This is a genomic window from Eubacterium sp. An11, assembly GCF_002161065.1.
Classification (GTDB): Bacteria; Bacillota; Clostridia; order Lachnospirales; family Lachnospiraceae; genus Anaerobutyricum; species Anaerobutyricum faecale.
Genome location: NZ_NFLV01000007.1, coordinates 43442 through 62559, shown reverse-complemented (window position 1 = coordinate 62559; position 19118 = coordinate 43442). Strand labels below are relative to the sequence as shown.

The window sequence follows — 19118 nt, the reverse complement described above, 5'->3', positions numbered from 1 at the left end:
ACTGCACACCGGGCCCCGAAAGGCGGCCTGCCAGGATATCCGTTCTGAATCCCGGAAGATTCAGGACGGATTCTTTTACATTTGAGAAAAACAGGAGGTGAAGCCGTTGGCGTTTACACATTTGCACGTGCATACGGAATACAGTCTGCTGGACGGCTCCAGCAAGATCAGTGAGCTTCTGCCCCGGGCTAAGGAACTGGGCATGGACAGCCTTGCCATCACGGACCATGGAGTCATGTACGGTGTGATCGATTTTTATAAAAAGGCAAAAGAAGTGGGAGTGAAGCCTATTCTCGGCTGTGAGATCTATGTGGCTCCCGGCTCCCGTTTTGACCGGGAGCAGAGCAGAGGGGATGACAGATATTATCATCTGGTGCTGCTGGCGGAGAATAACCAGGGATACAAGAACCTGATGAAGATCGTCACCCGGGGCTTTACGGAAGGATACTACTATAAGCCGCGGGTGGATTATGAGATCCTGGAGCGGTATCATGAGGGGATCATCGCGCTGAGCGCCTGCCTGGCGGGTGAGATTCCCAACAAGATATTAAAGGAAGATTATGAGGGTGCCCGGGCTGCGGCACGGAGAATGAACGAGCTGTTTGGACAGGGCAACTTCTTTCTGGAGCTGCAGGATCACGGACTGCGGCAGCAGACCCAGGTGAATTCGGTGATCATGCGCATGTCCAAGGAGCTGGATATCCCGCTGGTGGTCACCAACGATGTGCATTATATTAAGGAAGAAGATGCGGTGCCTCATGATATTCTCCTGTGTATCCAGACCGGAAAGCTGGTCACCGACCAGGACCGGATGCGCTATGAGGGGGGACAGTTTTTCCTGAAATCAGAAGAGGAGATGCAGAAGGTCTTTCCTTATGCGAAGGAGGCGCTGGAGAACACCCACAAGATCGCGGAGCGGTGCAATGTGGAGATTGTTTTCGGAGAGCAGAAGGTGCCGAAGTTTGATGTGCCGGAAGGGTATGACGCGTTTTCTTATCTGAAGGAATTGTGTGAAAAAGGGCTGGTGAAGCGTTATGGCGACCCACCGCCGGAAGATTTGAAAGAGCGTTTGGCTTATGAGCTTGACACCATCAAAAATATGGGGTATGTGGATTACTTCCTTATTGTATGGGATTTTATCCGGTTTGCCAAAAGTCAGGATATTGCCGTGGGACCGGGACGGGGATCTGCGGCGGGAAGCATTGTGGCCTATTGTCTGGAGATCACCAATATCGATCCCATTCGGTATCAGCTGATTTTTGAACGTTTTCTGAATCCGGAACGTGTGTCCATGCCGGATATTGATATTGACTTCTGCTATGAGCGGCGGCAGGAAGTCATTGATTATGTGTATGAAAAATATGGCAAGGACAAGGTGGTGCAGATCATCACCTTTGGTACCATGGCTGCCCGTATGGCGGTGCGGGACGTGGGACGGGTCATGAATATTCCGTATGCGCAGGTAGATAAGGTGGCGAAAATGATTCCTATGGAGCTGGGGATTACCATCGAAAAGGCGCTGAAGCATAATCCGGAGCTGCGGCAGGCTTATGAGGCCGACGAGGTGACGAAGAATCTGATCGATATGTCCATGCGTCTGGAAGGACTGCCGAGACATACCTCCATTCACGCTGCCGGCGTGGTGATCGGTTCAGAACCGCTGGATGAATTTGTTCCTCTCTCCAGAGGCGCCGACAATGTGATCACCACTCAGTTTACCATGACCACCATCGAGGAGCTGGGACTTCTCAAAATGGATTTCCTGGGTCTGAGGACTCTGACGGTGATCCAGGATGCGGTGCGCATGGTGGAGAAAAAAAACGGACAGCCGCTGGATATCAATGCCATCGACTATGATGATCCGGAGGTTTACGAGATGATCGGTCAGGCTAAGACAGACGGTGTGTTCCAGCTGGAGAGTGCCGGCATGAAGTCTTTCATGAGGGAGCTGAAGCCGGGCAATCTGGAAGATATCATCGCCGGCATCTCCCTGTACCGGCCGGGGCCGATGGATTTTATTCCGAAATATATCAAAGGAAAGAATAATAAGGACAGCATTCGTTACAGCTGTCCGGAGCTGGAGGAGATACTGGAGCCGACCTACGGCTGTATCGTCTATCAGGAACAGGTCATGCAGATCGTTATGAAACTGGCCGGCTATACCCTGGGCAGAAGCGATCTGGTGCGCCGTGCCATGTCCAAGAAAAAGGCCGACGTGATGGCCAAGGAGCGGGCGAATTTTGTCTACGGCAATGAGGAAGAGGGCGTGGAAGGCTGTATCAGGCGGGGAATCCCGGAGGATGTGGCTAATCATGTGTTTGACGAGATGATTGATTTTGCCAAGTACGCCTTCAACAAATCCCACGCTGCCGCCTATGCGGTGGTAGCCTATCAGACAGCGTGGCTCCGCTGCCATTATCCACTGGAATTTATGGCGGCGCTGCTGACCTCGGTGATCACCAATCCAAAGAAGATCACGGAATATATCAACACCTGCCGGAGCATGGGCATCGGGATCTTGCAGCCGGATATCAATGAGGGAGAGAGCGGATTCTCCGTTTCCGGCAACGCCATCCGCTATGGCCTGAGCGCCATCAAGAGTCTGGGAAAGAATGTCATCGATGTGATGATCGAGGAGCGGGAAGCTCACGGAAAATACCGGAATCTGAAAGATTTCATGGAGCGTCTGACCTCGAAAGAAATCAACAAGCGGACTATTGAGAACCTGATCAAGGCGGGCGCCCTGGACAATCTGGGAGCCACCCGGAGACAGATGATGATGGTATACGCCTATGTGCTCGATGAGGTCACCAGAGAAAAGAAAGAAAATATCACGGGACAAATGTCGCTGTTTGATTTCTTTTCGGAAGAAGAAAAAAAGGAATACGAAATCCAGTATCCGGATGTGGGTGAATTTGAGCAGTCCCAGAAGCTTGCTTTTGAGAAAGAAGTGCTGGGTATATACGTAAGCGGACACCCTCTCCAGGACTATATGGCGTCCATGGAGAAGCAGATTACCGCCAAAACCACAGATTTTGAGCCCGATGAGGAAAGCGGACTGGCGGTGGTCAGAGACGGACGCAATTATATCGTGGGCGGTCTGATTTCAAACGTAACGGTTAAACTTACCAAAACGAATCAGAATATGGCCTTTGTGACTCTGGAAGATCTCTATGGAACAGTGGAAGTCATTTTGTTTCCGAGAGATTATCAGAAGTACAGAGATCTGCTGGTCATGGACACGGCCGTGTATGTGAAGGGAAGAGCTTCTGTCTCTGAGGAAAATGGCAAGCTGGTGGCGGAGTTCGTTATTTCCATGGATCAGGTTCCAAAGGAAATATGGATCCAGGTACAGAATATCGGATATTTTCAGGAGAAACAGAACATGCTGTATGATGTGATACGTCAGCATCCGGGAGAGCGGGAAATCCTTATATATTCCCGTGAAGAAAAGGCGGTGAAGCGGCTTCCGTCCTACGAAAATCTCTCCGGAGACGCGGAGGTGCTGCGGGAACTTGAGAACATTTTTGGAGAAAAAAATATAAAGCTTATTGAGAAGAGTATTGAAAAATTCCAGAAAAAGAGATAATATGACAAGTGAAAAGCCGGATGTATTTTCCAGTCATCCGGTTTTTCTACAGAATTTAATTTAGGGAATACACAAAGTTATGGAGGTAATCTATGAGTAAGACAAGTGCAGTAGACACAATTGGTATTTTGACAAGTGGTGGAGACGCATCTGGAATGAACGCGGCGATCAGAGCTGTTGCAAGAACCGCATGGGACAGAGGCGTAAAAGTAAAGGGCATTAAACGTGGCTACAGCGGTCTGCTGAACCGTGAGATTTTTGATATGGACAGAACCTTCACCGGAGATATTATTTCCAGAGGTGGTACAGTACTTTTCACAGCAAGATGTGAAGAGTTCAAACAGGAAGAATACCAGAAAAAGGCAGCAGAGATTCTTCATGAAGAGGGCATTGACGGACTGGTTGTCATCGGCGGAGACGGTTCCTTCCGCGGCGCGCAGAAGCTGGCGCAGCACGGTGTGAACACAGTCGCTCTTCCGGGAACCATCGACCTGGATATCGCCTGTACAGAGTATACCATTGGTTTTGATACCGCGGTAAATACTGCAATGGAAGCCATTGACAAGATCCGTGATACTTCCACATCCCATGAGAGATGTTCCATCATCGAGGTTATGGGAAGAAACGCAGGTTACATCGCTCTGTGGTGCGGAATCGCATCCGGTGCGGAAGATATTATCATTCCGGAACGTTTTGACGGTAACCGTCCAAAACTGGAGGCAAAACTGATCGACAGCATTCTGGAAAAGAAAGCTCTTGGAAAGAAACATCATCTGATCATCAATGCAGAGGGAATCGGACATTCTTACGGTATGGCAAAACGTATCGAGCAGGGAACCGGCGTTGAGACAAGAGCAACGATCTTAGGCTACATGCAGAGAGGCGGCGCTCCTACAGCAAAGGACCGTGTATATGCTTCTTACATGGGAGCACTGGCTGTTGACTTATTATGTGCCGGCGCTTCAAACCGTGTGGTAGGTTACAGAAACGGCCAGTATATCGATTACGATATCGAGGATGCTCTGGGCATGGCAAAAGACGTGGATGAATACGAATTCCAGATCGCCCAGGTACTGGGAAGATAGGCATCGTATCGAAGAGATACCACCATATCAAGGCAGCGCATCATCAAAGAGGCGCTGCAATATTAAAGATAGCATATCGATAGAAAGATAGTATATCATTGTAAGAAATAACATGTAAAATAACATGTAAAAAGAGGCTGTTTACACAGAGTGCAGCCGGAATCTCCGGTTTGCTGCACTGTGAAACAGCCTCTTTGATATCTCTGGTGTTATGCGGTAATGGTAAGGGAACGTCTGATGATCCTGACGATACCATCCCGGTCAATGGCGAACGGATAGGTGGACAGTTTGGAAGTGTTGGCCATGACTTTATCTGCGTAGAGATCACATTCTGCTTCTGTGATGGTCACGGTGCCGAGAATCTTACGCAGGAAGGCGCCCAGATCATCGGTGGAAGGAAAGCCCAGCAGCGAGAGGACCCGGTTGACATCTTCCGCATTATTGCGGGCGTACTCGTCCATGTAGGCGGCGAGGAAAATGCCGCAGGCCATTCCGTGAGGAACGCCCTGATTGTAAGTGATCTCATAGCTGATGGCATGAGGCAGGGATGTGGACGTCTGGGCGATGGCCATGCCTGCCACGGTGGAAGCCAGCATGAAGGTTTCCCGGTCCGCGTCGGACAGCAGGTCCGCAGGAGTCCGGTCTTTTTCAGACAGTGAGGAAGGAACAGCGTCCGGTCCGGCGGAAATCTGTTCCAGGACCGGGACGAGTTTGCCCCAGAGACTCAGGCCGTACTCGGAAAACATGTGATTATATACATTTGCTTTGGTGTGAAGACGGCTCTCCACGCAGTGGGCGAGGGCGTCCACAGCCGTGTGGATGATCAGATTGCTGCTGGCGGAGGAGAGATATTTGCCATCCACCAGAGCCAGTTTTGGATAAATGTTATGGCTGATACTCTTTTTCGTCTTAAAAGCGTGCCGGGTCAGCACGGCGTTCGGGGTGACTTCGGAACCGGTACCGCAGGTGGTCGGGATGGCGACGACCGGCAGCGCTGTCAGCTCTTTGGATTCGTAGAGGCATCCGGCGTCCTCCTGTGGATTGGCCATGAGCAGGGCGATGGCTTTGGCGGCGTCCAGCGGGGAACCGCCGCCGATGCCGATGACGAAATCCGCCTGAAAGTCTTTTCCGATTCCGGCAGCTTTGGTCACGGTCTCCACGGAAGGGTTTTCCTCAATATCATTATAAATGAGATATGGAACGGAAGCTTCGTCCAGAATGGAGAGAACATCGTCCAGGGAGCCGTTGGCTTTGGAGGAATGTTTTCCGGTGATGATGAAAGCACGGCTTCCGTAAGAGAGCAGTTCATTTTTATGATTTGCCACGCAGTCTTTTTCCAGATAGACGCGGGTTGGAGCAAAAAATTGCATAGATGATTCTTCCTTTCTTTTTTTTGCCTTATTATAACATACACAAAGCGGATGCGCGTGCGTATTGCGGATTTTCCGGCAAAAAAGATCCAGGTATGCCGCCAGCGTATCTGCCGCAGGGCGCACGCTCCGAAGGAGTTTTCATCTGCGCGCCTCTGCGATCCGCCGGAGGCTCAGCTTTTACCAGGGGAGCACCCCGGCTGAAAGTTGTTCATTCGTGAACTTTCCGTGTTTTTGTGATTTTCGACTTGCAGTATCGATGATTTATGTTATGATGGTACAAGGGCCGGAAGGCCATTGAAAAAAGGGGTATCAATTATGAATAAAAGAGAAACTATTTTGGCACCGTCCATTTTATCAGCAGATTTCACTGATCTGGGACGGGATGTGATTACTGCCGTGGAAGCGGGGGCACAATATATACACATTGATGTGATGGATGGAATGTTTGTTCCGCAGATTTCTTTTGGAACACCGGTCATCAAGGCGCTTCGGCCGATCACCGATGCGGTTTTTGACGTGCATATGATGGTGGAAGATCCGGGAAGATATGTGGAAGAGTACGCGCGTCTGGGCGCCGATATCATTACCGTTCACGCGGAAGCCTGCACGCATCTTGACCGGGTGATCCAGCAGATCAAGGCCTGCGGGAAGAAGGCGGCGGTTTCCCTGAATCCGTCCACATCGCTCCATGTTCTGGATTATGTCCTGGAGGAACTGGATATGGTTCTTCTCATGACGGTGAATCCGGGCTTTGGAGGACAGAAGTACATTTCCTACTGCGATGAGAAGATCCGCGCGCTGCGCGCCATGATCGACGAGAAAGGACTGTCTGTCAAGATCGAAGTGGATGGAGGAATCAATGCTTCCAATGTAAAGAGACTGTCAGAATGCGGCGTGGATATTTTTGTCTGCGGCTCGGCGGTCTTTGAGGGAGATATCACAGAAAATATGAAAAAAATCATGGAGCAGCTGGCCTGAGTGTGAAGGAGCGGGCGGATCATCCATCCTATGCCCGGAACCATTGCCCTCATTCAGGGGAAAAGCTGTGACAGGGGGAGCGGCTGTATCCGCTCATATAGAGAAAGAGAGGTAAAGAGAAATGAGTGAATGTACACATGACTGCAGTTCCTGCAGCGAAAACTGCGCAGAAAGGCAGAGCAGCCCGGAAGATTTCCGTGTAAAACTGAGCGAAGGAAGCTCCGTAAAAAAGGTAATCGGCATTGTGTCCGGAAAGGGCGGCGTGGGTAAATCCATGGTAACTTCCCTGCTTGCCTGTGCGACCATGCGGGAAGGATATAAGACAGCGATCCTTGACGGCGATATCACAGGACCTTCCATTCCGAAGGCGTTCGGCGTCCATGAGAATCTGGTGGGAAATATCGACGGTCTGATCGTTCCGGGTTCCACAGCCATGGGTATTGATATGGTTTCTGTCAACCTGCTTCTGGCCAATGAGACAGATCCGGTCATCTGGAGAGGACCGGTCCTTGGCGGAGTGATCAAACAGTTCTGGGGAGAGACCCTCTGGCAGAACATTGACTATATGTTTGTGGATATGCCTCCGGGAACCGGCGATGTACCGCTGACTATTTTCCAGTCTCTGCCTCTGGATGGCATCATCATCGTGGCTTCCCCGCAGGAGCTGGTGGGAATGATCGTTGAGAAGGCCGCAAACATGGCAAGAATGATGAATATCCCGATTCTCGGTCTGGTGGAGAACATGAGCTATGTGGAATGTCCGGACTGCGGCAGAAAGATCTATGTCTTTGGCGAGAGCCATATTGATGAGATCGCGGCCCAGTATCAGGTTCCGGTGCTGGCAAAGATTCCGATGGATCCGGAACTGGCGGCTGCCTGTGATGCAGGAAAGATAGAATTTACAGAAAGAGATTATATGAAGGATGCGGTGAAGCTGCTGGAGAACCTGTAAAGTACCTGTCAGCCTCTGGGAAAGAAGGTGTCAGTGTATACGGCAGCATGCCGGCGTCTGGGGAGAGGATATGCCGGCATACAGCCGCATCATGGAGGAATGAAGAGGAATAAATGAATAATAATAATCAGAATAACGACCCCAATAAAAAGAAGAACCTGAAATCAGCGTTGATTATGCTGGTGATCTGTCTGGGGCTTACGGTGCTTTTTTCGACGGTGATGAACCGTTACCGGAACGGCGAGCAGGAAAAAATCACCTATGATGAATTTGTCGACATGCTGGACAAGAAGGAGATCAAGAGTGTGACGCTGACGGACAGCCGGGTGCTCATTGAGCCGAAGAAGCAGGAGAATCCGCTGGTGAAGACCGTATATTACACGGTGGTCTTTCCGGATTCCGAGCTGACCAACCGCCTGCTGGCGGCGGACATTCACTTTGAGAAGCAGGACGACTCCGGTTCGTCCCTGATCACACAGGTTGTAGTGGGATGGCTGCTTCCGTTTGCGCTCATATATGCCATGATGTTCTTTGTGATGCGCGGTATCGGAAAGGGCGGCGGCATGATGGGCGGCGTCGGCAAGAGCAACGCCAAGGTATATGTGGAGAAAAAGACCGGCGTCACATTTGCGGATGTGGCGGGACAGGATGAGGCGAAGGAGACCCTCTCGGAGATGGTGGACTTCCTTCACAATCCGGGTAAATATACAAAGATCGGTGCCAAGCTGCCGAAGGGAGCTCTTCTGGTGGGCCCTCCGGGAACCGGTAAGACCCTGCTGGCCAAGGCGGTGGCCGGTGAGGCCAATGTGCCGTTCTTCTCTCTGAGCGGTTCGGACTTCGTGGAGATGTTCGTCGGCGTCGGCGCGTCCCGTGTGCGTGACCTGTTTAAGCAGGCCCAGTCCATGGCGCCTTGTATCATTTTCATCGATGAGGTGGACGCCATCGGTAAGAGCCGTGACACCGCTTACGGCGGAGGAAACGACGAGCGGGAACAGACGTTGAACGCCCTGCTGGCGGAGATGGATGGTTTTGATTCTTCCAAAGGTCTTGTGATCCTGGCTGCCACCAACCGTCCGGAAGTCCTCGACAAGGCGCTGCTTCGTCCGGGACGGTTTGACCGGAGGGTCATCGTGGAGCGTCCGGATCTGAAAGGCCGGATCGAGACGCTGAAAGTACATGCGAAGAACGTGCTCATGGATGATTCCGTGGACTTTGAGGAGATTGCCCTGGCAACCTCCGGCGCCGTGGGATCGGATCTGGCCAACATGGTCAACGAGGCGGCTCTGGGAGCCGTCAAGGCGGGACGTTCTGTGGTGACCCAGCAGGATCTGATGGAAGCCGTGGAAGTGGTCATCGCCGGTAAGGAGAAGAAAGACCGGATTCTCGGCGATGAGGAGAAACGGATCGTGGCATACCACGAGGTCGGTCACGCTGTGAGCATCGCTGTGCAGAAAAAGACAGAGCCGGTGCAGAAGATCACCATTGTGCCAAGAACCATGGGCGCTCTGGGATACACCATGCAGATGCCGGAAGAAGAGCGTTATCTTATGAGCAAGGAGCAGATGCTCAGCGAACTGGTGGGACTCTTTGGCGGCCGCGCGGCGGAGGAAGTGGTATTTAACTCCGTGACCACCGGCGCTTCCAATGATATTGAGAGAGCCACCCAGATTGCCCGTGCCATGGTAACCCAGTACGGCATGTCCGATACATTCGGGCTCATGGGACTGGAATCTGTGCAGAGCCGTTATCTGGACGGCCGTCCGGTGATGAACTGTTCCGACGCCACCGGAGCGCTGATTGACAAAGAAGTGCAGAAGATTCTCAAGGAGGCCTATGATAAGGCCCTGGCGATCATCCGGGAATACCGGGATGCCATGGACGAGATTGCGGCCTTCCTGCTGGAGAAGGAGACCATCACCGGCAAAGAGTTCATGAATATCTTTAACAAATATAAGAAGACTGAGCCGGAGAAAGCGCCAGCTCTGCCGGAAGAAACAACAGGCAGCGACGGCGCAGCACAGGAAGCCGTGGAAGACGCTGCGGCCTGTGAGGCATCCGGCGGAAAAGAGAACGCGCCGGAGGTGCAGGAAACGGCAGATAAAGTACCGGCGGAACCGTCAGCAGAAGCTGAGGTGCCGGCAGATGCAGAACTGCCAGAAGAAAATGCACCGGCAGCGGAACCGTCAGTATCTGAGACGGATATCCCTTTCAAAGAAGAATAATTGAAAGACAGGCAATGCCGGCGCCAGAGGCCGCCGACGGAAGTCTTTTCGGACTCCCGGGAATCCATTCGTGGATTTCCGGGAGTTTTTGTGATATGATACCAGAAGTCTGATCATTTGGGAAAGGAGGCAGCTATGTTTGACATACAGGAAGAGCTGAAAAAGCTCCCGGCCAAACCCGGCGTATATCTGATGCACAATGCCCAGGACGAGATTATCTATGTGGGCAAGGCGCGGATCCTGAAAAACCGGGTGCGGCAGTATTTTCAGAGCAGTTATAAGCGAAGTGTGAAAATTGAACATATGGTTTCTCATATCGCATATTTTGAATATATTATCACGGATTCGGAACTGGAAGCGCTGGTGCTGGAGTGCAACCTCATCAAGGAACATCGCCCCCACTACAATACCATGCTCAAAGATGATAAGAGCTATCCTTATATCAGGGTTACCGTGCAGGAAGAGTATCCGCGGATTCTTTTCTGCAGAAATGTAAAGAGGGACAAATCGAAATATTTCGGTCCGTACACCAGCGCCGGAGCGGTGAAGGAAACCATCGAGCTGATGCATAAGGTATACAAGATCCGAAACTGCAACCGGATCCTGCCCCGGGATATCGGGAAGGAGCGGCCGTGCCTCTATCACCAGATCAAGCAGTGCGACGCGCCTTGTCAGGGGTACATTTCCAAAGAACAGTACCGGGAGAATGTGGAGCAGGCACTGCGGTTTCTGAACGGCGATGACAAAAAGATCCTGCAGGATCTGGAAGAGAAGATGATGGCGGCGGCCCAGGCCATGGAGTTTGAGGATGCGGCGGAATACCGGGATCTGATCAACAGCGTAAAGCGCATCGGAGAGAAGCAGAAGATCAACGACACCGGCGGTGACGACCGGGATATCATCGCCCTCGCGAAGGCGGGCGACGAGGCGGTGGTGGCCATCTTTTTTATCCGGAACGGCAAACTGCTGGGACGGGATCATTTTCATATGGGCGGCATCGGGGACAGTGAGAAAAGTGAGATTCTCATGGATTTCGTCAAACAGTTCTACATGGGGACGCCGTTCATTCCCCGGGAGATCCTGCTGCAGGAGGAAGTTCCCGATACGGAGATCCTTGAGAAATGGTTGTCAGATAAGCGGGGCGGAAAAGTGAGTTTTCTCACGCCAAAGCGCGGTACCAAGCATAAGATGATGGAGCTGGCATACAAGAATGCCCAGAATGTTCTCATCAAAGACAGTGAGAAGTTAAAAAGAGAAGAACACCGTACCATTGGCGCTGTCCACGAGCTGGAACAGCTCCTGGGCATCCGGGGCTTAAACCGCATGGAAGCCTTCGATATTTCCAACACCAACGGATATGAAAATGTGGCGTCCATGGTGGTATTTGAGAAGGGAAAAGCGAAAAAGAGCGATTACCGTAAGTTTAAGATCCGGACGGTGGCGGGACCCGACGACTATCGTTGCATGGAGGAAGCTCTCACACGCCGGTTCTCCCATGGAATCCGGGAGAAGGCGGAGCGTTCGGAAAAGGGACTGGACCAGAATCTGGGCAGTTTCACCCGGTTTCCGGATATTCTCATGATGGACGGAGGCAAAGGACAGGTCAATGTGGCGCTGCAGGTACTGGAAAAGCTGGGGCTTTCCATTCCGGTCTGCGGCATGGTGAAGGATGATTTTCACCGGACCAGAGGACTGTATTACAATAATGAGATCATACAATTTCCGAAGAATTCTGAGGCGTTCCGGATGATCACCCGGCTGCAGGATGAGGCCCACCGTTTTGCCATAGAATATCATAAGAGCCTTCGGAGCAAGGGACAGGTCCATTCGGTCCTTGATGATATCAAGGGAGTCGGCCCGGCGAGACGGAAAGCGCTCATGCGCTATTTTAAGGACATTGACAAGATCCGGCAGGCTGCGCCGGAAGAACTCATGAAGGCGGAGGGGATTACCGCCAGGGTTGCCGGTGAAATCTTTTCGTTTTTTCATGAAAGGGACGTTGTAAAAGAAGAACAGCCTGTGATAAAATGATACCAAAGGTTCAGAAAGTCATGCTTTCATGCGTACATGAAAAAGCATGACTTTGGAACCTGCTCAGACATGAGCAGGAAGCCCGGCAGGGCGGAGTGCGAATGGATAAGAGGATTGCGGGAGCACAGAGTGCGGAGCAATCCGCAGGTATCATTGACAAAGTTATAATTGCGGGGACAGGATAAATAAAGAAGAATAATCTATAAAGGAGCATGGCATGTATAAAGTAACATTAACGCAGATTATCGAAAAAATGGAACTGAAGAATCTCCTGCCGGATATCGATACGGACAGTATCGATATCAATCAGTCGGGCGTGAACCGGATCGCACTGCAGCTGGCAGGATTTTTTGAGCATTTTGATTCCGAGCGTATTCAGGTCATCGGCAAGGTGGAATACGCCTATCTGGAGCAGTTTGATCCGGAACATATGATCCCAATCTATGAGAAGATCTTCGAGAGCAAGATTCCGTGCATCATCTTCTGCCGGGGACTGGAACCGAGCGATACGATGCTGGATATGGCGGAGAGAGCCGGCGTGCCGATCCTGATCACATCCATGACTACTTCTGATTTTATTGCCAGCGCTGTACGGTGGCTCAGTGAGCAGCTGGCGCCGCGTATTTCCATCCACGGCGTGCTGGTGGATGTGTACGGCGAGGGTGTGCTGATCATGGGCGAGAGCGGTATCGGAAAGAGCGAGGCGGCTCTGGAGCTGATCCGGAGAGGACACCGTCTGGTATCCGATGATGTGGTGGAGATCCGCAAGGTCAGCAATGACACACTGATCGGAACCTCACCGGACATCACGAGACATTTCATTGAGCTCAGAGGTATCGGTATCGTGGACGTAAAGAGCCTGTTCGGTGTGGAGAGTGTGATGCTCAATTCCTCCATCGATATGGTCATCCGCCTGGAAGACTGGAACCGGGAGGGCAATTATGACCGTCTGGGTCTCGATGAGGACTATATCGAGTTCCTTGGCAACAAGGTGGTATGTTATTCCATCCCGATTCGTCCGGGCCGGAATCTGGCGGTCATCGTGGAATCGGCAGCGATCAACTTCCGTGCCAAGAAGATGGGCTATAATGCTGCACAGGAGCTTTACAACCGTGTGACCGGCAGCCTGAAAAGAACCCAGGACGAGAATGAGCAGGAATAAAGCCTGAGTTCAAAAAGCCGGAGACCGGCAGAAAAAGTAAGATAGTAACTATTCAGCCATCACTTCGGATTCTTGTTTTTTTGCCTTGAACAGCGCATGGCTGAATAGTTACATAATATAAAATATGAGAAGGAGAACCATTATGAAAAAATATGCGTTTGGAGCAGATATCGGGGGAACTACAGTGAAGCTTGGACTCTTCACCACAGAGGGCGAACTTCTGAAGAAATGGGAGATTCCCACAAGAACCGGCGAGGAGTACGACATCCTGCAGGATGTGGCAGATTCCTGCTGCGGAATGATGGATCAGAAGAATCTTGTCCGGGAGGATTTCGCCGGCATCGGCATCGGTGTGCCGGGACCGGTCCGGGAAGACGGCTCCGTGGATGTCTGCGTGAATCTGGGATGGGGCAAAAAACAGGTCAGAGATGAGATGGAAGCAGCCCTTGGCATGCCGGTGGCTGTGGGAAATGACGCCAATGTGGCAGCCCTCGGCGAGATGTGGCAGGGCGGCGGCAAAGGCTATGAAAATGTTGTGATGGTCACTTTGGGAACCGGGGTCGGCGGAGGGATCATCGTCGGCGGTAAAATGATTTCCGGCGCCCATGGCTATGGCGGAGAGATCGGACATATATGCATCAACACCCATGAAACGGAATACTGCAACTGCGGAAAAAGAGGATGCCTGGAACAGTATGCTTCCGCCACAGGAATCGTCCGTATGGCGAAGAAGGCGCTGGAAGCTTCTGAGGAGGACAGCGTTCTGCGCAAGGCAGATTCCCTGACGGCAAAAGATGTGCTGGATGCGGCGAAGTTCGGCGACGCCTTTGCGGTGAAGCTTACGGAAGATTTCTGCCGGAGACTGGCAAGAGGGCTGTCTTTTGTATCCTGCGTGACGGACCCGGATATCTTTGTGATCGGCGGAGGCGTGTCCAAGGCGGGAAGCATCATCACAGAAACCGTAAAGAAATATTTTGACGGCTATGTTTTCGGTAGTCAGAAAGATACAAAATTTGGTCTGGCAACTCTGGGAAATGATGCGGGAATCTACGGTTGTGCGAAATTGATTACAGAAACAGGAAAATAATTTGGCGATTTATATAAAGGCAGGCACGAAGTCTGCTTTTATTTTGTGTTTTTTAAACATTGTACTTCCCATGGAATTAGAGTATGATATAGTATATAACTACATATGGTATGGAAAATATCATTTTCCTCAACCGAATCGGCTTCCATCAGGGAAGACTGCCAAATGTATTTATAAATAGGAGATACTATGATACAACAGGAATTCTATCAAAAAATAAAAAAACGGCTTACAGCAGGAACCCTTTTGGAACGAGAGCCTATGAGCAAGCATACCAGCTTCAGGATCGGAGGACCGGCGGACATCTTTGTTCAGCCGGCTGATGTTGATGAACTCTGGGATGTCATTCGTCTGGCCCGTGAAGAGAAGGTTCCGTTTTTTATTGTAGGCAATGGAAGTAATTTACTCGTATCAGACGAGGGATTCCGTGGGATGATTCTTCATACGGGAGGCCTTCGTGATATTTCCGTGGAGGGAGAGGTGATTTACGCCCAGGCGGGAGCGCTGCTCAGCAGTGTTGCCAGACAGGCGTTGGAGCACGGACTGACCGGAATGGAGTTCGCGGCCGGAATACCTGGTACTCTCGGCGGCGCGGTATGTATGAATGCCGGCGCTTACGGCGGAGAGATGAAAGATATTCTCATGGACGTGGAAGTTCTTACCCCGGAGGGGGAACGTCTGGTGCTCCCGGTGGAGGAATTGGAATTATCCTACCGGCACAGTGTCATTTTTGAGAAGGATTACGTTGTGTTGGCAGCGCACATCCGTCTTTCAAGGGGGGATAAAACACAGATCAGAGACAGAATGGATGAATTGGCAGGGGCACGAAAGGCAAAGCAGCCTTTGGAATACCCGAGCGCCGGAAGTACATTTAAACGTCCGGAAGGTTATTTCGCCGGAAAGCTGATTCAGGATACCGGATTGAAGGGATATACCGTCGGTGGGGCTCAGGTTTCTGAGAAGCACAGCGGTTTTGTCATCAACCGGGGAAATGCCACGGCGGAAGAGGTTCGCTTCCTGATCAGACAGGTGCAGAAGAAAGTGAAGCAGCAGTTTGATGTGGAGATGGAACCGGAAGTACGCATGCTGGGATTTACAGATACAGAGGTGAAAAAGTGAGGTTTGTAATTGTTTCCGGAATGTCCGGAGCAGGAAAGAGCACAGCCCTCCACATGCTGGAGGACATGGGATTTTTCTGTGTGGATAATTTGCCGGTGGCCCTTCTTCCGAATTTCGGACAGATCGCATTTGACCGCAAGGTGGATGTGAATCAGGTGGCCGTCACGGTGGACATCCGCAGCGGGGACGCCTTAAAAGGGCTGTCCGAGCAGCTGGAAGTGCTGAAGGAACTGGGGATTCGTTATGAGATTCTCTTTCTGGACGCCGATAACGCAACCCTTGTGATGCGTTACAAGGAGACGAGAAGGACCCATCCTCTTGCAGGGGAAGGCCGCGTGGAGAACGGCATCCTTCAGGAGAGGGAACGCATTTCCTTTATTAAGAAGCAGGCGGATTACATCATTGATACTTCTTCGCTGCTTACCCGGGAACTGAAGCAGGAACTGGAAAAAATATATGTCAAAGAAGAGAATTACGGCAATTTTATCGTTACATTTCTTTCCTTTGGCTTCAAATACGGCATACCCGCTGATACGGATTTGGTGTTTGACGTACGTTTTCTGCCAAATCCCTACTATGACCCGGATTTGAGAGCTTTAACCGGCAACGATCTGGAGGTGCAGGAATATGTCCTCGGATGTAAGGAGGCCCACATTTTCCTTGATAAGCTGGAAGATATGCTTAAGTTTTTGATTCCGCTTTATATGGATGAGGGGAAATATCATCTGATCGTGGGCATTGGCTGTACCGGCGGCAAGCACCGCTCTGTTACCATGACCAACGCAATTTATCAGAGGATGAAAAAGCTTCCGTACAGCGTCCGCATGGAGCATCGCGATATTGCCAACGACCAGCGTCGGAAAGAAAAATAACAGGGAGGCAGATGCGGAGATGTCATTTTCTTCAGATGTGAAGGAAGAACTGGTTCATCTGTCGGGTCATGAACTGCATTGTGTTGTGGCGGAACTGGCGGCGGTCATCAGTTTCAGCGCCAGGGTGCACTGCTCAGAGAGCAGCGGATATCTGATCGCTCTGGAGACAGAAAATATTGCAGTTGCCAAACGATTTTATCTGCTTTTGAAGAAAGCGTTTCGTTTTCAGCCCAAAGTGGTGGTGTCACAGCATGAGAGCGGGAAAAAGAGTCATATCTTCGCCATATCGGTGGAGGGAGCGGCAAACGTTCTGCAGGTATTAAAGACTACAGGTCTCATGAATAACCGGGGTCAGATGGACGAGGAGGAGTATCTGACGGATAACCCGATTCTGCGCAGAACATGCTGCCGGAGAGCGTTCCTGCGAGGGGCCTTTCTTGCGGCCGGCTCCGTGACAGACCCGGAGAGAAATTATCATTTTGAGATTACCTGTGTGGACGGACGGAAGGCGGAACAGCTGAAAGATTTTATGCAGTTTTTCGGACTGGAAGCCAAAATCGTACTCCGGAAGAAGTATCACGTGGTATATCTGAAAGAGGGTTCCATGATTTCGGATGCCCTCAGCATCATGGAAGCGCATGTCGCCATGATGAAGTTTGAGAATATACGTATTGTAAAGGATGTGCGAAACTCCGTAAACCGGAGAGTGAACTGTGAGGCGGCCAACATAAACAAAACGGTTTCCGCCGCACGCAAACAGATAGAAGATATCGAATATATCAGGAAGACTGTCGGATTAGATAAATTACCGGAGAATCTGCGGGATGTCGCCTACGCCAGGCTGGAAGAGCCGGAGGCGGCGTTGAAAGAGCTGGGGGAGATGCTCCATCCGCCCGTGGGGAAGTCCGGTGTGAATCATAGATTAAGAAAGCTGGGCCAGATGGCGCAGCATTTAAGAGAGGGTGGACGCATTTAGAATCCTCCCATGACAGAGGTACTGACATAAATGGCTTTTTTACAGGCTGTCCTTTAGGATACCGCGGAAGACATGTTTCTCTGTGGATGAAAAAGCCGGGCAGACAGCATATTTTTCAAAGTAGGAGGTAAATAATGATTACGAAAAGGATGGAAATAAAAATTCCAACAGGTCTGGACCCTAGCACCATCGCGTTGTTTATACAGACGGCAAGTCAGTATGACAGCCGGGTATATGTAGAAGTGGAAAATAAGAAAGTCAATGCCAAGAGCATCATGGGAATGATGACGCTGGGATTGGCGGCCGGCGAGGAAATCACCGTGTCAGCGGCCGGTGACGACGAGCAGCAGGCGATTGAACATATAGAGAGATATCTGAATAATGAGATAAAAGCTCAATAAAAATGCCGTGGGAGAGTATCTCCCGGGCAAAGTGTATATAATAAAAAAGACGGCAGAGTTCTTTGGTTTGATGACTCTGCCGTCTTTTTTGTGTGGCGCAGTTTGGCGGAAAGGGGCTTCTCAACAACAGTTTTGCTGCCGTCGCTTTTATTCCGCCAGCGCCGACAGACCATAATAACTGTAAAGAAGTTTTTCGTCCATGGAAAGCAGTGTCCACTGTCCGTGATCGATGCCGAAGACGATGGTGCCGTCGGTTTCCGTCATGGGAGCGGATTCCCGGAAATCATCGTACAGGGACGAGAACAGATTACTGTCCTCCTGTTCCTCATTCTCTTCCTCGTGTCCGTGTCCGGAAAAAATAGAAGAGAAGAGATCCCGCAGGCTGTCCCAGAACGAGGAGCCGGAGACACTATTCTCAATCTCACCGGCGATGGTTTCAGGAAGGGTGGAAAAATCTGTGTTTTCCGTGTGGACGGAAACCGTGCAGCGATTGTAGCTGGTCTGGGTGCCGGTGATGGTATAGCTGGCAGACTGGAGAATCTCATCGCACAGCTCATCGGTGTCAATATCAATGCCGGCGGCATCCAGAATCCCGTCGACCTGATACTCTTCCAGAGTGTCGTTGACATACTCTCTGATATAATCCCGGATGTTTGGATTCTCCTGCAGGGCTTCCGGCAGATAAGCCGGGTCAACGGAGGAGAAATCCATACTTTTGGCCATGGTAAAAATTTGTCTGACCGCATCTTCGCACCGGCCCGTGACCTGATGAATATAGTAAAAATATCCTCCGGCGCCGGCGGCAGCGAGAATAATAAGGATCAGAAGAACCAGAAGGAGCCTCCGGCCTTTCTTTTTTGATTTATGGGTTGCGCCGTCCGGAGAACCGGATTCCGGTATCTCCTGGTTTGATTTTTTCCGGCGGGAGGGATGGGAGTCGACCGGCGTATACCGGGCGTTGCTCAATGGCTGTCCACAGGAAGGACAGATGGTCTCGTTCTCCTCATACGGCCGGCCGCAGTTTGGGCATTTCATGACAAAACCTCCTTATAAATAAAGCTCTCGGACTTTGGTAATTCTTACTGTCACTGAAATAAGGTATGGAAAGTATAGAGAAAAATGACGCCGGTGTCAAGAACCGTCTTTTTTTGTAATTTGACGCAGGCCATATGACATTTGTCATATAAAAGACATGACAATTTTCAGCAAGACAGGTGACATTTGTTATGTGCATTCGGGAAAAGAATCTGCTATGATGTTTCAGACATAAA

14 protein-coding genes are annotated in these 19118 nt (G+C 50.9%); 12 read left to right on the top strand and 2 right to left on the bottom strand.

The window, feature by feature from the left end; genetic code table 11:
- Nucleotides 1-106 precede the first annotated feature (106 nt).
- Together B5E53_RS07630 and pfkA are read left to right on the top strand one after the other, a co-directional pair.
- Nucleotides 107-3589 (top strand): DNA polymerase III subunit alpha, encoded by a 3483-nt coding sequence (locus B5E53_RS07630; RefSeq protein ID WP_087313759.1) that lies wholly within the window; start codon nt 107-109, stop codon nt 3587-3589.
- A gap of 92 nt (nt 3590-3681) precedes the next feature.
- On the top strand, nt 3682-4674 hold the full coding sequence (gene pfkA, locus B5E53_RS07625) for a 6-phosphofructokinase (RefSeq protein WP_087313757.1): 993 nt from the start codon (nt 3682-3684) through the stop codon (nt 4672-4674).
- 209 nt (nt 4675-4883) lie between these two features.
- Here the strand turns inward: pfkA and B5E53_RS07620 are convergent, their stop codons facing one another.
- The gene (locus tag B5E53_RS07620; protein WP_087313755.1) at nt 4884-6044 is read right to left on the bottom strand and encodes an iron-containing alcohol dehydrogenase family protein; all 1161 of its coding nucleotides are present in this window, start codon (nt 6042-6044) and stop codon (nt 4884-4886) included.
- 318 nt (nt 6045-6362) lie between these two features.
- Here B5E53_RS07620 and rpe point away from each other — a divergent pair, with 318 nt between their 5' ends.
- The 10 genes from rpe (at nt 6363) to B5E53_RS07565 (ending at nt 17847) form a co-directional block, all read left to right on the top strand.
- The gene (rpe, locus tag B5E53_RS07610; protein ID WP_087313751.1) at nt 6363-7025 is read left to right on the top strand and encodes a ribulose-phosphate 3-epimerase; all 663 of its coding nucleotides are present in this window, start codon (nt 6363-6365) and stop codon (nt 7023-7025) included.
- A gap of 121 nt (nt 7026-7146) precedes the next feature.
- A complete protein-coding gene (locus B5E53_RS07605) occupies nt 7147-7977 on the top strand; it encodes an Mrp/NBP35 family ATP-binding protein (protein ID WP_087313749.1) in 831 nt (276 codons plus the stop codon).
- 113 nt (nt 7978-8090) lie between these two features.
- Nucleotides 8091-10199: an ATP-dependent zinc metalloprotease FtsH gene (gene ftsH, locus B5E53_RS07600; protein ID WP_087313747.1), complete on the top strand. Its 2109-nt coding sequence runs from the start codon at nt 8091-8093 to the stop codon at nt 10197-10199.
- A gap of 135 nt (nt 10200-10334) precedes the next feature.
- Complete coding sequence (uvrC, locus tag B5E53_RS07595; protein ID WP_087313745.1) at nt 10335-12230, top strand: excinuclease ABC subunit UvrC; 1896 nt, start codon at nt 10335-10337, stop codon at nt 12228-12230.
- A 217-nt stretch (nt 12231-12447) separates the two neighbouring features.
- Nucleotides 12448-13392, top strand: a complete 945-nt coding sequence (hprK, locus tag B5E53_RS07590; protein WP_087313743.1) for an HPr(Ser) kinase/phosphatase — start codon at nt 12448-12450, stop codon at nt 13390-13392.
- A 142-nt stretch (nt 13393-13534) separates the two neighbouring features.
- Nucleotides 13535-14479 carry an ROK family glucokinase gene (locus B5E53_RS07585; RefSeq protein ID WP_087313741.1) on the top strand — a complete coding sequence of 315 codons (945 nt, stop codon included), beginning with the start codon at nt 13535-13537 and terminating at the stop codon, nt 14477-14479.
- Between the two features lie 189 nt (nt 14480-14668).
- A complete protein-coding gene (gene murB, locus B5E53_RS07580) occupies nt 14669-15598 on the top strand; it encodes a UDP-N-acetylmuramate dehydrogenase (RefSeq protein ID WP_087313739.1) in 930 nt (309 codons plus the stop codon).
- Nucleotides 15595-16470, top strand: coding sequence for an RNase adapter RapZ (gene rapZ / locus B5E53_RS07575; RefSeq protein ID WP_087313737.1), 876 nt, complete (start codon nt 15595-15597; stop codon nt 16468-16470). Before murB ends, rapZ begins: the two co-directional genes overlap by 4 nt.
- A 19-nt stretch (nt 16471-16489) precedes the next feature.
- Nucleotides 16490-17446 (top strand): DNA-binding protein WhiA, encoded by a 957-nt coding sequence (whiA, locus tag B5E53_RS07570; RefSeq protein WP_087313878.1) that lies wholly within the window; start codon nt 16490-16492, stop codon nt 17444-17446.
- 134 nt (nt 17447-17580) lie between these two features.
- Entirely contained in the window at nt 17581-17847 is a 267-nt protein-coding gene (locus tag B5E53_RS07565; protein WP_087278394.1) for an HPr family phosphocarrier protein, read from the top strand.
- Nucleotides 17848-17994: 147 nt separating this feature from the next.
- Here the strand turns inward: B5E53_RS07565 and B5E53_RS07560 are convergent, their stop codons facing one another.
- Nucleotides 17995-18882, bottom strand: coding sequence for a TFIIB-type zinc ribbon-containing protein (locus B5E53_RS07560; RefSeq protein ID WP_087313735.1), 888 nt, complete (start codon nt 18880-18882; stop codon nt 17995-17997).
- Between the last annotated feature and the right edge of the window lie 236 nt (nt 18883-19118).

Coding starts and splice junctions, on each gene's coding strand:
- pfkA (WP_087313757.1), top strand. CDS start 3,682: ATGAGTAAGACAAGTGCAGTAGACACAATTGGTATTTTGACAAGTGGT.
- B5E53_RS07620 (WP_087313755.1), bottom strand. CDS start 6,044: ATGCAATTTTTTGCTCCAACCCGCGTCTATCTGGAAAAAGACTGCGTG.
- rpe (WP_087313751.1), top strand. CDS start 6,363: ATGAATAAAAGAGAAACTATTTTGGCACCGTCCATTTTATCAGCAGAT.
- B5E53_RS07605 (WP_087313749.1), top strand. CDS start 7,147: ATGAGTGAATGTACACATGACTGCAGTTCCTGCAGCGAAAACTGCGCA.
- ftsH (WP_087313747.1), top strand. CDS start 8,091: ATGAATAATAATAATCAGAATAACGACCCCAATAAAAAGAAGAACCTG.
- uvrC (WP_087313745.1), top strand. CDS start 10,335: ATGTTTGACATACAGGAAGAGCTGAAAAAGCTCCCGGCCAAACCCGGC.
- hprK (WP_087313743.1), top strand. CDS start 12,448: ATGTATAAAGTAACATTAACGCAGATTATCGAAAAAATGGAACTGAAG.
- B5E53_RS07585 (WP_087313741.1), top strand. CDS start 13,535: ATGAAAAAATATGCGTTTGGAGCAGATATCGGGGGAACTACAGTGAAG.
- murB (WP_087313739.1), top strand. CDS start 14,669: ATGATACAACAGGAATTCTATCAAAAAATAAAAAAACGGCTTACAGCA.
- whiA (WP_087313878.1), top strand. CDS start 16,490: ATGTCATTTTCTTCAGATGTGAAGGAAGAACTGGTTCATCTGTCGGGT.
- B5E53_RS07565 (WP_087278394.1), top strand. CDS start 17,581: ATGATTACGAAAAGGATGGAAATAAAAATTCCAACAGGTCTGGACCCT.
- B5E53_RS07560 (WP_087313735.1), bottom strand. CDS start 18,882: ATGAAATGCCCAAACTGCGGCCGGCCGTATGAGGAGAACGAGACCATC.